We start from the raw sequence: 13,692 nt of genomic DNA on the forward strand, positions 1-13,692 counted from the left end.
GCTTTATTTGCATTCAGTTCCCACAGACCAGTTTCGGAGGTGCACTATGGGCATTTTTGAGCACTACAAATCTAGATACGAAGCAGCCAAAGAAGAGGAATACAGCATCCAGGAATATCTGGAACTGTGTAAAAATGACAAAAGTTGTTATGCAAGCGCTGCCGAGCGTTTGTTAATGGCTATAGGTCAACCTGAGCTGATTGATACAGCGCAGGACTCTAAACTCAGCCGCCTGTTTTCCAACCGTGTGATTGGCCGTTATCCGGCTTTTGCTGAGTTTTATGGCATGGAGGACGCGATAGAGCAAATTGTCTCCTACCTGAAACACTCTGCTCAGGGCCTGGAGGAGCGTAAGCAAATTCTATATCTGTTAGGCCCTGTCGGCGGTGGTAAATCATCTTTGGCAGAAAAGCTTAAATCACTGATGCAGCAAGTTCCTGTGTATTACATCAAAGGCTCCCCTGTCTACGACAGCCCTTTGTGTTTGTTTGATGTGAACGAGGACGGCAATATTCTGGAGCAGGAATACGGCATTCCCAAACGTTACCTGAAAACCATTATGTCGCCATGGGCCAGTAAACGGCTGCATGAATTTAACGGCGATATCAGCCAGTTTAAAGTGGTAAAAAAATACCCTTCTATACTGGACCAAATCTGTATTGCCAAAACCGAACCTGGTGATGAAAACAATCAGGATATAGCCTCCTTAGTAGGTAAAGTGGATATCCGTCAGTTGGAGCACTTTGCCCAAAACGATCCTGACGCATACAGCTACTCTGGTGCTTTATGCCGCGCCAATCAGGGCCTGATGGAGTTTGTCGAGATGTTTAAAGCACCGATCAAGGTGCTGCACCCCCTGTTAACAGCCACTCAGGAAGGTAATTACAACGGCACTGAAGGTTTAGCCGCTCTCCCCTTTGAAGGCATTATTCTGGCGCACAGTAACGAATCAGAATGGCAAACCTTCCGAAATAACAAAAACAATGAGGCCTTTTTAGACAGGGTGTATATTGTCAAAGTACCTTATTGCCTGCGCGTGTCAGAAGAAGTCAAAATTTATGAAAAACTGCTGGAACACAGTGAGTTAAAAGTTGCACCTTGTTCTCCAGCTACTTTAACCTCACTGGCGCAGTTTGCAGTATTATCCCGTTTAAAAGCGCCGGAAAATTCCAGTTTGTATTCAAAAATGCGGGTTTATGATGGCGAAAGCTTAAAAGACACGGACCCCAAAGCCAAGTCCTATCAGGAATACCGCGATTACGCTGGTGTCGATGAAGGCATGTCGGGTTTATCCACCCGTTTTGCCTTTAAAATTTTATCCAGGGTGTTTAACTTTGACTCCACCGAAGTGGCCGCTAACCCTGTGCATTTATTTTATGTGCTGGAACAGCAGATAGAGCGGGAGCAATTCCCTTCCGATGTATCAGAGCGTTATCTGGAACATTTAAAAGGTTATTTAATTCCAAAATACATTGAGTTTATTGGTAAAGAAATTCAGACCGCTTATTTAGAGTCCTATTCTGAATATGGTCAGAATATTTTTGACCGTTATGTGATTTATGCTGATTTCTGGATCCAGGATCAGGAATATCGTGACCCTGAAACCGGCCAGCTGTTTGACAGAGCTGCACTGAATGCTGAGCTGGAGAAAATTGAAAAACCAGCAGGTATCAGTAATCCAAAAGATTTCCGCAATGAAATCGTCAATTTTGTCCTTAGGGCCAAAGCCAAAAATAATGGCAAAAATCCAACCTGGACCAGCTACGAAAAACTTCGCACTGTGATAGAGAAAAAAATGTTCTCCAGCACAGAAGAGCTGTTGCCTGTGATTTCCTTTAATGCCAAAACCTCTACAGACGATCAGAAAAAGCATGATGATTTTGTCGACCGTATGATGGAGAAAGGCTACACCCGTAAACAAGTGCGCTTACTCAGCGAGTGGTATTTACGGGTTCGCAAATCGCAGTAAGGTCAGAGCCTTGGAGGTTGTATGGCGCATTTTATTGACCGACGTCTGAATGGCAAAAACAAAAGTGCTGTCAACCGACAGCGCTTTATTCGCCGCTATAAACAACAAATTAAACAAGCTGTGTCTGATGCCATCAGCAAACGTAGTGTGACTGATATCAATAATGGTGAAAAAGTCTCTATTCCTGGCAAAGACATTACAGAACCTTTTTTCCATCAGGGTCAGGGCGGCCATAGAGAACGTGTGCATCCGGGTAATGATCAATTCAGCCCTGGTGATAAAATCAAGCGTCCTCAAGGTGGACAAGGTGGAGGTTCAGGTCAGGGTGATGCCAGTGCTGATGGTGAAGGCGAAGACGAATTTGTGTTTTCGATATCTAAAGATGAATACCTTGATTTGTTGTTCGAAGATTTAGAATTGCCAAACCTGAAAAAAAATCAGCTGGATAAGCTGGTGCAATACAAAAATGTGCGGGCCGGTTTTCGCTCTGAAGGCGTGCCCACCAATATAGATATAGTACGTTCTTTACAAGGTTCTTTAGCCCGCCGTGTGGCTATGACGGCAGGTAAAAAACGTGAGTTGCATGAACTGGAAGCCCAATTAGCTTTGGTAGAAGCCGAACCTGTGCCGGATCAACACCAGTTAATGGCACTGCGGGAACAAATTGAGCTGCTTGTAAAACGAATAGGCGCAGTACCTTTTATCGACAGCTTTGATTTACGTTTTCGCAATTTTCAGAAAAGACCAGAACCCACCAGCAAAGCCGTCATGTTTTGCCTGATGGATGTATCGGGTTCTATGGATCAGGCGACAAAAGACATGGCCAAACGTTTTTATATACTGCTGTATATGTTTTTAAGCCGCAGCTATAAAAATGTCGAAGTGGTCTATATCCGTCACCATACCCAAGCCAAAGAAGTGGATGAGCAAGAGTTTTTTTACTCACAAGAAACTGGTGGCACTATAGTCTCCAGCGCGCTAAAAATGATGGCCGACATTGTCAAAGACAGATATGACCCGGCACAGTGGAACATCTACGCAGCGCAAGCCTCAGATGGCGATAACTGGGCCGATGACAGTCCGCAATGCGCTGACTTGCTGGCGCAGCAGATCCTGCCTTTTGTGCGTTATTACGCTTATATAGAAATTACTCCACGCCCCCACCAAAGCCTGTGGCTGGAGTACGAAAAATTGCAGCAAAGTTTTGATAATTTTGCCATTCAGCCGATACGGCAAGTAGCGGACATTTATCCTGTATTTCGCGAACTCTTCAAAAAACAGGCCGCTTAGCTACTGACTTCAGGGAGTTGCTTATGTCTTCTGTTGAACAAAAACAACCTTTATCCGATGGCCCGGACTGGAGTTTTGAGTTACTGGGGCAGTATCAGACCGAAATTGAGCGGGTGGCCAAACTTTATAAACTGGATACCTACCCCAATCAGATTGAAGTTATTACTGCAGAACAAATGATGGATGCTTACTCCAGTGTAGGTATGCCTATAGGTTATAACCACTGGTCTTATGGCAAAAAATTTATCCAGACCGAACAAAATTACAAACGCGGTTTTATGGGGTTGGCCTATGAGATTGTGATTAACTCCAACCCTTGTATTGCTTATCTGATGGAGGAAAATACCATGACAATGCAGGCGCTGGTGATGGCGCATGCCTGTTATGGTCATAATTCTTTTTTTAAGAACAACTACTTATTTCGTACCTGGACAGATGCTTCATCCATTATCGACTATCTGGTCTTTGCCAAACAGTACTTAAGTCAGTGCGAAGAAAAATACGGCATCAGCGAAGTGGAAGATATGCTGGACTCCTGCCATGCGCTGATGAATTACGGTGTGGACAGATACAAAAGACCACAAAAAATTTCGATGGACGAAGAGCAAAAACGCCAGAAAGACCGCGAAGCATATTTGCAATCTCAGGTGAATCAGCTGTGGAAAACTATTCCGAATAAAGGTGATTTATCCGCAGAACATGAATACCGTTTTCCGTCTGAACCTCAGGAAAACATTTTGTATTTTATTGAAAAAAATGCGCCGCTGCTCAAACCCTGGCAACGTGAAGTTGTGCGTATAGTGCGGAAAATTTCGCAGTACTTTTATCCACAAAAACAAACACAAGTGATGAATGAAGGCTGGGCCACCTTCTGGCATTACACTATTCTGCAGCATCTGTATCAGGAGAACTTAGTGACAGACAAGTTTATCCTGGAAGTGCTGCACAATCACACCAATGTGGTGTTTCAACCGGAGTACCACAGCAAATATTATTCGGGTATTAACCCCTATGCTCTGGGTTACGCCATGTTTACTGATTTACGCCGTATTTGCGAAGATCCGACCGAAGAAGATAAAGAATGGTTTCCGGATATCGCTGGCTCTGACTGGTTGGAGACTTTGCATTTTGCCATGCAGAACTTTAAAGACGAGAGCTTTATCAGCCAGTATTTATCGCCCAAAATTATCCGCGATTTTCATTTGTTTGCCATCACTGATGATGACAAAGAAAGTACTTTGGAAGTGGCCGCCATCCATAATGCTGAAGGTTATCAGCAGATCCGTCAAACTTTGTCGGCTCAGTATAATTTAAGCAATATTGAACCTAATATTCAGGTGTATAGTGCGGATATCGCAGGAGATCGCAGCTTAACCTTAAGATTTATTCCCAATAAACGTATTCCACTGGCAGATAACTTCCAGCAAGTACTGAAGCACGTACACCGGCTCTGGGGCTTTAATGTGCAGCTGGAGCAACAAAACGAAGATGGCAGCATAAAACTCTTAGGCAGCTGTCCTGTGTAAACTTAAAATGGAGTCAGATCACATTGTTAACTGTTAACAATGTGATCTGACTCCATTATTTTTCAGCTTTGGTAATACAATTTCGCCCTGCAGCTTTGGATTGATATAAAGCTTTATCTGCAGCTTCTATCCAGTCACGATACTCATCCATTTCCTCATGGAATTCAGCCAAACCTATACTGACTGTTACCCGCAGTATTTGTTGATTAAACTCCACCGCCATAGCTTCGACGTTTTTACGTAAGCGTTCGGCGAAAAACATCGCCTGCTCTACAGTGGTGTCCAGCAGCAACACCGCAAACTCTTCTCCGCCATAACGCCCTGCCACATCGGTGCTACGCAGATTTTTTTTCACAGCGACTGCAACCTGCTGGATCACCGCATCACCAGCCGCATGGCCATAGGTATCATTCACCCGTTTAAAGTGGTCAATATCGCACATCAGTAATGTACTGTGATGACCGCTGCGTTTAATCCGCTTGTATTCATTGATCAGCGCTTCTTCCCAGAAGCCTCTGTTATTTAAATTGGTCAGGAAGTCTGTTTTGGATAAAGTGCGTAATTGACCATTCATTGACTCCAATTCTAACCGGCTGACAGCCACGTCAGTGACATCATAAATAATCAGACACAGGTGGGTCACTCTGCCCATAGTATCGCTCAGCGGGAATATAGTGCTGTTTTGGTACATGTATTCAGCAGAGCCAGTGATAGGACGGTAATTACGGAATTTAAAAATATAAGGCCGTTGCTCCCAAATAGTAAAAGCACGGTTTTTCAGTAAAATAACCGGATCACATTTACGACGTAACCAGTCTTCATCTATTTCTGAGAATAAATCAAACAAATATCTGTCGCGCACCTGACGAGGTGTCAGGCCACTGTGATTTTCCATAAAGCCGTTCCACACCTGGATGCGGTAATCGGCAGACAACACCACCAGGCCAACGTCAACCGTTTGGAACATGTCCATCAACCAGTGGATTTCAGATACATCTACGCTGTTTTGTGACATTTAATCTTCCAGAAGGAATTCGACTTTATAATTCAGGGTTTTGATGCTGTCTTCAGTAAACAGCAGTAATAAGTCACAGCTGATATTATAGTTTTCAATACCATAGCTTATTTCTATCGCCAAAGTACGACGCCAGCGCCTGGCATTGGCTTTAATCAACTCGCTGACCGGGGCATGTTGACCTAACACCACAGGATGGCCCTGACTGAAGGTCATATCAATTTGTTCGGCCAGGCCTTTGAGCACAGCACCAATCAGAATATTTGCGATGTCCATCAAGAGTTCAAGCTCGACCTTAGTGGTCAGCTCACCGTCATATTGCATCAACCGCGCTATATCAACAAAACTGGAGTCATTTAAAATCAGCAGCGCTTCACCTGCCACACCACCGCCGATAAAGCCCTGACAGACAGCTGAGGTATTTTCCTTTTGCTCCACTGAGGCGATAGCCATGTGCAACTCGCTGACTTCAATCACGTTTACATTGGGAATAGGCAGTTTGACAAAGACGTTCAGCAGGCGCGCCAACAAATCACCTGCCTGGCCCATGGCTACATTACTTAATTCCTGAAACACGTCGCGTAAATCATTGGATAAAACAAAAGAGCCTGTGTTCCTGGCCGCAGAAACCTTAGGTTCAGTTTTGGCTTCTTCTTGCTGCTCTACAGTTTTTTGCTCAACCAGCCCCAATACATGATTCAGTTTTTGTTGATCCACAGGCTTTTTAATAAAATCTAAAGCGCCGTAAGATAAAACCCGCTCCCGCGCTTCCGGCTGAATATCCCCGGATACCACTATGGTTTTCACCTGGATCTGTTGCTGCTGAATGGCGGCGAGCACCTGATAACCATCCAGAATGGGCATATTTAAATCGAGGAAAAGTAAATCGATAGGTTGACGCTGTAAAATGTCTAAAGCTTCGCCGCCGTGCCCCGCAAATTGAATATTTTGCTGCCACTGAGCAGGTAAAGCTCTTGCCATTTGTTTACGTGCAAGGTTGGAATCGTCACATATCAAAACTGCTGCTACCATTTACGGCTCACTTCACGTATTGTTATTTTCCAGTGTAGTCAGAAAGATGGCTCTGCGCTAACCCAGTGTAGTATCTGACAAAAAATAACCAACACCTACTATTTTTTTCACTTTTAACCGTATTACCAATCTGGGAGACATCCGAATGTCATTAAATTTGATAAAAACTATCATTTGTTGTCTGGCTATTAGCCCTGCAGTCTGGGCCGTCGATTTAAATGCACAACTACCAAGCCGTTTATCTGAAGTAAAAGCAGGCAATAAAGCGGTTGAGTTACAAGGTCATCCTGTGCAACTGCAGCAACAGGCTCCTGATTTCAAAGTAGTAGACGACAAATTCAAAACAATTCAGTTAAGTGATTTTAAAGGCAAAACTGTGTTGATCAGCGTAGTGCCTAGTGTGGACACCGGCATTTGTTCGCTGCAAACCAAAAGGTTTAATCAGGAAGTCAGCAAAGTCTCAGAGGATGTGGTGATGATGACCATCTCTACTGACCTGCCATTTGCACAAAAACGCTACTGTGCTCAGGAAAAGGTTGACCAGTTGATGGTGCTGTCTGACGCTGTCTGGCGTGATTTTGGCAGCAACTACGGCCTGTTGATCAAAGACATGGGCATTCTGGCTCGTGCAGTGTTAATTATTGATCCTAAAGGCAATTTGGCCTATCAACAATTAGTACCAGCTCTGGCACAAGAGCCCGATTATGCCCACAGCATGGCTGCACTTGCACAAATTACCGGTAAAAAATCTTAATTTTTTTGCTTGGCCCTCTCTTGAAAATTCTCTAAGTGCACTTATCTAGTAAGCAGGTGGCCATCCGGCACCTGCTTAAATTGCTCGTTCAATTGAAGAGCAGAACAGATAAATTGCTTTAGAGGATTTTAAACATGCATACAGTAGATTTCAGCCCATTTTACCGCTCATTTATTGGTTTTGATCATTTAGCCAACCTGATGGATGCCGCTGCCCGCAACGAAAAGCAGCCAGCTTATCCACCTTACAATATTGAGGTGACAGGTGAGGATCAGTACCGCATTACCATGGCTATTGCCGGCTTTGATGAAGCTGAGTTATCCATTGAAACCGAACACAACAACTTAGTAGTGCGTGGTCAGAAAGCTGACAAAACCGAAGGTCGCCGTTTCCTGCATCAGGGCATAGCTGAGCGTAACTTTGAACGTAAGTTCCAGCTGTCTGACTATATTAAAGTGACAGGCGCGCAGATGAGCCATGGTTTGTTGCATATTGAGCTGGTACGTGAAGTACCTGAAGCATTAAAACCACGCAAAATCAGCATCAATCAACAGCCAACAGTAAAAGTAGTACCACAACTGCTGGATGAACCTTTATCCCAGGTGAGCAATAGCTAAGCTAAGCGCTGAATAAACTCAAGCAGAACAGAGTTCACCAGTTCTGCATCTGTAACGGGCCCCATGTGGCCCGTTTTTACAGTCTGAAACTCAACCCAAGGTAAGGTATCAGCCAGCATTCTGGCCAGACGTTGTGCCGACAACTGGCTGTGTTCGCCACTGAGCAACAACACAGGGCAACGAATGGCGTTGGCATAATCAGCCAATTCAGCAGGCTCGCTACTTAAAGCTTCAAAATCAGCGGCCACTTTGCCAACCTGCCCTGTCAGCTTTTGTTGCATCACGGACGGTAAATTGGCGAAATAGCTATTTCCCTGCCAGTAGTCGATAAAAAGCGCTGCCGCATCTTTTGCACTGACATTCAGCATTTGTTGGCTTAAGTGCTGAACTTGCTGATACAAGTCTGGTTCTGCGTCTTTAAGCAGATGAAATGCCACAGGTTCAAACACCAGCACGGCTTTAAAAAGCTCTGGCCTGGTTCTGGCCATATGCAAAGCCACGGCTCCACCAAAAGAATGGCCAATCAGTATCACGGAGCTTTCGGGTTTCCCTTGCAACAATGGCCACAGATGACTGGCTTCATCAGAGAGGCGCATAGGCCGTGGATAGCTGATGCTGTTAGTACCGTAACTCATCAGATCCGGGTTCAGAACTTCATACTCTGCTTTCAGAGCCATTTTAAGGCCTTGCCATTGCCTCCCGCTGGATAAAGAGCTGTGCAACATCAGCACTGTGGTCTGCATAGATCACTTCAGCAACAAAAATACAGCGCCAACAATGAGTGCCGCAAAAGTCGAGATCATGCCTAAAAAACGCGGCACCGAAGTACCGCTGCTCTGCCATAAGCCAACAGCATGCAACACACGGCCTGCTAAAGTTAAACCAGCCACCAGATGCAGTTGCCAGACCGGGCTTTGCTGTAGTTCCATTAAGGCCACCAGGATCAGCAGAAATGGCACATATTCGGCAAAGTTACCGTGCATCCGTACTGTTTGTAACAGCTGGGGCTCTTTGCCTGTGCCAAGACCGACACGACACTTAAAACGTTGCCGTATCACCAGTACAGCTAAAACCACATAAATCAACGCCAGAACAGCGGCATAAAAAGACGTAATAGCTAAAGTCACACTTACCAACCTTGAAGTTGTTGCAGAACTATCTGCTCAAATAAACGGATATGACAAGGAGAGTCATTCAGCGCTGACACATACTGATAACTTTCACCGCCTGCGTGCATAAAAATTTCTTTGTTTTCCACCGCCAGTTCTTCCAGAGTTTCCAGGCAGTCGGCCGCAAAAGCAGGGCTTAATACCTGCAGGTTTTTAATGCCTTTGCCAGGTAATTCTTCCAGTAACTGGTCTGTATAAGGCGTCAGCCACTGCTCTTTGCCAACCCTGGACTGGAAGCTGACAATGACTTTTTCCGCTGGCCAGCCCAAATCAGCGGCCAAATTGACTGCGGTTTCACGACAATGTTGCTGGTACGGGTCGCCCAAACGCACAAAACGTTCCGGAATACCATGAAAGGACAATAACAACGCCTCTGCCTGACCATGTTTTTGCCAATGACTGCGCACAGAACCCGCTAATGCGGCTCTGTAGGTCGGATGATGGTGATAATGCTTATGAAAACGTATTTCCGGCAAATTGCGGGTTTGTTTAACAAAATCAGCGACCTGATCAGCAATAGCCGCTGTGGTCGTAGCCGAATACTGTGGATAGAGCGGTAAAATTACTATACGTTTAACACCTGACTCGCAGAGTCGCTCTAAAGTACTGCCGATGGAAGGCTGACCATAGGTCATGGCATAACAGACCTGAACTGGTGTTTCTGTCAGCTCCAGACGTTTTCCCAGAGCTTTTACCTGACGTTCGGTGATCACCCGAAGCGGTGAACCTTCAGGCCACCAGATAGACTGATAAGCTTTAGCCACCTTGCGGCTGCGAAAAGGTAAAATAATGCCACGCAGTAAAGGCTGCCACAGAATGTCCGGGTAATCTACAACACGTTTGTCAGACAAAAACTGCTTTAAATAAGCTTTAATTTCAGGGACTTCTGGAGCGGCCGGAGTTCCTAAATTGACCAGCACCACAGCATACTCGGATAGGGGTAAAGCTAATTTAGTCATTATGATCCTAAAAAAGCCCACTCTAAGTGGGCTTTACTGAAGCTTGAATTGTTAACCTAATAAGGCTTCAAGTTTCGCACTGACTTGCTCAACTGGCAAAGTCCCCACCATATGGTGGTACTGAGTGCGGCCCTGTTCAGCTTCTTTACGGTAATAACCCACCAGCAGTTCAGTTTGCTCGTGATAAATACCTAAACGTTTGCGAACTGTTTCTTCTTTATCATCTTCACGGATCACTAAATCTTCACCCGTTAAGTCATCTTTACCTTCCAGCTTGGGTGGATTGTAAGTCACATGATATACACGACCTGAAGCAGGATGCACACGACGGCCACTCATACGTTCGACAATCACATCGTCCGGCACATCAAATTCAATCACATGATCAACCACTACACCATTGGCTTTCATTGCATCAGCTTGTGGGATAGTGCGCGGGAAACCATCCAGTAAGAAGCCTTTGGCACAATCTTCTTTGCTGATGCGTTCTTTCACTAAGCCAATAATTAAATCGTCAGACACGAGCTGACCTGCGTCCATCACTTGCTTAGCAGCCAGACCTAAAGCTGTGCCTTCTTTAATAGCAGCACGCAGCATGTCACCGGTCGAAATTTGTGGGATCCCATACTTGTTCATCAGAAACTGCGCCTGAGTTCCTTTACCAGCACCCGGGGCACCCAACAAAATAATACGCATACAAAGATCCTCAATTAACCTGGGATTAATCCATTTGTTATAAGGGATGAATCTTTACATAATGTGCATCATCAGACAAGGAATTTGTCTGCTTGTCTTACCTGATCGGCCCAAGTCAAGCCTACTTTGGTAGGATAACTTGCTACAACAGCCGATTGGGCCATCTCCAGAGCGGAAATAGGACTGGCAGGCAAAAAAGTCGAATAAAGACAGTAAGCTATTCGACTAAGGTAGTGCGTATTTATTAGGCTTGAGCCTAACATCACCAACAAAGTGTTGAAAACTAAATTGTATTACTGATGAAATAACCACCAACACAAGATAAACACAATCATTTGATTTAAAAAGAATTAAAACAAAAACACCTTAATCACAGGCTGCAGAATTGATAGAGATCAATAAAACGGAGAATTTCATAAAGAAAGGCTTCGGAAGCACATAAAAAGTTCCGAAGCCCTGTTTTGCTCAGGCTTTAAATTGCAGCTGTTGAAGCAGTTGCTTCTCGCCCCGTTGCAATACTTCAGCTTTATCACTCACCATCACCAAAATAGCTTTATGGCTGTTGATACTACGCCCCTGGTATTTATCGTCGTGAAACTCTGCTTCAAAATCTAATGAGTTCTGTTTTGGTACCACAAAAACTGTCATCAGGCCTTGTTCAGTATCCAGCACCAGATGCAAAGAGCGGGTGCCACGAAAGTTACAGAAGTTGGCATAAACAACGGCATGGCTATTTTCAGCAAGGCTGGCATCAAATTCAGCCAGTTTGGCGTTCACATCGGATAAAGACAAAGCCGTCGTCATATACTGCATATAAGGCTCTTCATGATAAACATGAGCCAGAGAGTTTTCACCCAGGCTTTGTGAGCCATACATAAAAAATGACCAGTTCAGCGCGAAACCAGCTAAAAAAGCCACTGAAGCCGCTACAGCAATCAGATTCTGATAAAAGCGTTTCTGCTGTTTCTGTTTGTGTTTGTGCTGCTGCATCAATAATGCATTTTCCAGATCTTTTGGCACGGGCGGACTTAACAGTTGTTTGATCTGCCGATCCAGTTTTAGTACATCCTGGTGAAACTGCTGACTGTCAGGATCTTGCTGCAACTGCTCTAACTGTTCAGTAGTGAGCTGATATGGGTCGGTCAGCAAGCGACGGCGAACTTCTAACTCATCCATTTTTTTGCTCCCTGACATGTCCATGGTTTAACAGATCCCGTAATTGCTTACGAGCGCGAAACAAACGGGTATTCACAGTGTTGAGGTTCAGTTCCAGCAATTGCGCTATTTCGTCACCGCTAAAGCCGCCAATAATCTGCAGGATCAAAGGTTCACTGTACTCTGCTTCTAAACTCTCAATTTGCTTCAGCAACTGCTGCTGTGAATAGAGTTGCTCGGGACTAACCTGGTGTTCATCCAGTAATAAATCCTGCTCCACCTCCTGATACTGAAACTGTTTACGTTCAAAACGCCTGGCGTTTTCATTGCGTAAAATAGTAAAAAGCCAGGCTTTAGCCGACGCTTCGTCTTGCAGCAGATCAATACTTTTCCAGGCTCGCAAATAGGTATCCTGTACCAAATCTTGCGCTATATCAGCGCTACGACAAATCCAGCAACTATAGCGATATAAATCGGCATGATAGAGACGAACCAGCTGCATATAACTATGCTGCCGCTGCTCTTTCTCAGTTAGCTGCTTTTTTGCCGCTACTTTGTCAGTGGACCACCACATTCGTTTTTTTGTCCTTGTCGCTAAAAGCCCAGTGTCCGGCGGTTCTGTTGGTTCTGGCTGCTCACTATAGGACATAGACTGAAGAAAACTCAAGGCGCCACCTGCTGTTCTGTGATCACTTTAGTAGCTTTGCGGCTGAGCCAATAATCCAGACTTAACCAGCGCCCTGCACCATAAATAACTAACACCAGCAAGATCACAAAATAAGTTGCGGCAAACTCAATACCGTTATTGAGCACGACAAACTTGCCACTGGAGATCAACCAGTCGTAATCAGGTTGTTGCTGCAAGAGTTCATTGGCTTTGGCCAGCTTGTCGGGAGCAGCCATTACAGTTTCATTCAGGAAGATAGTGCCATCAGCCAACCAGCTCGACGCATCAGCTATCGCCAGCCAGCCGTTTTTCGCATGCACAGTCAGCATAGCCACCACCATGGTGATACTTAATCCCAACGCTGTGATTCGGGTCAACACACCCAATAGCAAAGCAAAACCACCACCGAGTTCAACCAAAATCACCAGCGCTAACAACATAGCTGGCGCAGGCAAACCTAAACCCCAATCCGGATTGGCGAACCAGCTTAAGGTACTGTCAAAGTTTTGCAGCTTAGTCCAGCCCGCCTGCATCATCACTGGAGTTAAATACAACCGCAGCAATAACAATGGAATAAAGTCCAGTTGCTGTAGTTTAACTACTGCGTTCTGGTAAAAATGAATGCTTTGTTGGATCACAATCAGGCTCTGCATACTATGGTTGTGATAAGAGACAGGTGAGCAGCGGAAAATCTTTCACTTGTACATAAAAAATTACCCGGAGCAATTTTTAACAATGCAAAGCATTGGCCCAAAGGGTGAGCGCCACGGATGGCTGCGAATAAAAAATTGTCAGGAGCAATTTTTAACAACGCGAAGCCTTGGCCCAAAGGGTGAGCGCCAC

15 protein-coding genes are annotated in these 13,692 nt (G+C 45.0%); 5 read left to right on the top strand and 10 right to left on the bottom strand.

Translation table 11 applies throughout. The features are described 5' to 3' along the window. The first annotated feature begins 46 nt into the window (after positions 1 to 46). Genes RHEIN_RS12200 through RHEIN_RS12210 form a run of 3 tightly spaced genes read left to right on the top strand, consistent with a single transcriptional unit; the run spans position 47 to position 4,785 of the window. Positions 47 to 1,969 (top strand): PrkA family serine protein kinase, encoded by a 1,923-nt coding sequence (locus tag RHEIN_RS12200; RefSeq protein WP_008899275.1) that lies wholly within the window; start codon positions 47 to 49, stop codon positions 1,967 to 1,969. A 21-nt stretch (positions 1,970 to 1,990) separates the two neighbouring features. Continuing rightward, positions 1,991 to 3,259, top strand: coding sequence for a YeaH/YhbH family protein (locus tag RHEIN_RS12205; protein ID WP_008899276.1), 1,269 nt, complete (start codon positions 1,991 to 1,993; stop codon positions 3,257 to 3,259). 23 nt (positions 3,260 to 3,282) lie between these two features. Continuing rightward, positions 3,283 to 4,785, top strand: a complete 1,503-nt coding sequence (locus tag RHEIN_RS12210; RefSeq protein ID WP_008899277.1) for a SpoVR family protein — start codon at positions 3,283 to 3,285, stop codon at positions 4,783 to 4,785. Positions 4,786 to 4,840: 55 nt separating this feature from the next. On the opposite strand, the gene RHEIN_RS12215 is transcribed toward RHEIN_RS12210, so the two are convergent. Both RHEIN_RS12215 and RHEIN_RS12220 read right to left on the bottom strand, forming a co-directional pair. Continuing rightward, a complete protein-coding gene (locus tag RHEIN_RS12215; protein WP_008899278.1) occupies positions 4,841 to 5,800 on the bottom strand; it encodes a sensor domain-containing diguanylate cyclase in 960 nt (319 codons plus the stop codon). Then, on the bottom strand, positions 5,801 to 6,832 hold the full coding sequence (locus tag RHEIN_RS12220; protein WP_008899279.1) for a response regulator: 1,032 nt from the start codon (positions 6,830 to 6,832) through the stop codon (positions 5,801 to 5,803). A 145-nt stretch (positions 6,833 to 6,977) separates the two neighbouring features. Here RHEIN_RS12220 and tpx point away from each other — a divergent pair, with 145 nt between their 5' ends. Next, positions 6,978 to 7,586 carry a thiol peroxidase gene (gene tpx, locus RHEIN_RS12225; RefSeq protein WP_008899280.1) on the top strand — a complete coding sequence of 203 codons (609 nt, stop codon included), beginning with the start codon at positions 6,978 to 6,980 and terminating at the stop codon, positions 7,584 to 7,586. Positions 7,587 to 7,720: 134 nt separating this feature from the next. Further along, positions 7,721 to 8,203, top strand: coding sequence for an Hsp20 family protein (locus RHEIN_RS12230; RefSeq protein ID WP_008899281.1), 483 nt, complete (start codon positions 7,721 to 7,723; stop codon positions 8,201 to 8,203). Here the strand turns inward: RHEIN_RS12230 and RHEIN_RS12235 are convergent. The 8 genes from RHEIN_RS12235 to RHEIN_RS21235 form a co-directional block, all read right to left on the bottom strand. Then, positions 8,200 to 8,946 carry an alpha/beta fold hydrolase gene (locus RHEIN_RS12235; protein WP_050801189.1) on the bottom strand — a complete coding sequence of 249 codons (747 nt, stop codon included), beginning with the start codon at positions 8,944 to 8,946 and terminating at the stop codon, positions 8,200 to 8,202. The two genes, RHEIN_RS12230 and RHEIN_RS12235, sit on opposite strands and share 4 nt — an antisense overlap. Positions 8,947 to 8,949: 3 nt before the next feature. Next, positions 8,950 to 9,330: an MAPEG family protein gene (locus RHEIN_RS12240; protein WP_008899283.1), complete on the bottom strand. Its 381-nt coding sequence runs from the start codon at positions 9,328 to 9,330 to the stop codon at positions 8,950 to 8,952. A gap of 2 nt (positions 9,331 to 9,332) precedes the next feature. After that, a complete protein-coding gene (hemH, locus tag RHEIN_RS12245) occupies positions 9,333 to 10,331 on the bottom strand; it encodes a ferrochelatase (protein WP_008899284.1) in 999 nt (332 codons plus the stop codon). A gap of 51 nt (positions 10,332 to 10,382) precedes the next feature. Further along, on the bottom strand, positions 10,383 to 11,027 hold the full coding sequence (gene adk / locus RHEIN_RS12250) for an adenylate kinase (RefSeq protein WP_008899285.1): 645 nt from the start codon (positions 11,025 to 11,027) through the stop codon (positions 10,383 to 10,385). Between the two features lie 465 nt (positions 11,028 to 11,492). Next, on the bottom strand, positions 11,493 to 12,203 hold the full coding sequence (locus RHEIN_RS12255; RefSeq protein ID WP_008899286.1) for a DUF3379 family protein: 711 nt from the start codon (positions 12,201 to 12,203) through the stop codon (positions 11,493 to 11,495). Further along, positions 12,196 to 12,756 carry a sigma-70 family RNA polymerase sigma factor gene (locus tag RHEIN_RS12260; protein ID WP_008899287.1) on the bottom strand — a complete coding sequence of 187 codons (561 nt, stop codon included), beginning with the start codon at positions 12,754 to 12,756 and terminating at the stop codon, positions 12,196 to 12,198. The genes RHEIN_RS12255 and RHEIN_RS12260 overlap by 8 nt, the downstream gene beginning before the upstream one ends. An 89-nt stretch (positions 12,757 to 12,845) precedes the next feature. Further along, positions 12,846 to 13,487: an HvfX family Cu-binding RiPP maturation protein gene (locus RHEIN_RS12265; protein WP_008899288.1), complete on the bottom strand. Its 642-nt coding sequence runs from the start codon at positions 13,485 to 13,487 to the stop codon at positions 12,846 to 12,848. A gap of 2 nt (positions 13,488 to 13,489) precedes the next feature. After that, on the bottom strand, positions 13,490 to 13,692 hold a 203-nt coding region (locus RHEIN_RS21235; RefSeq protein WP_008899289.1), incomplete at its 5' end, for a hypothetical protein.

The sequence above is a fragment of the Rheinheimera sp. A13L genome, assembly GCF_000217935.1.
Classification (GTDB): Bacteria; Pseudomonadota; Gammaproteobacteria; order Enterobacterales; family Alteromonadaceae; genus Pararheinheimera.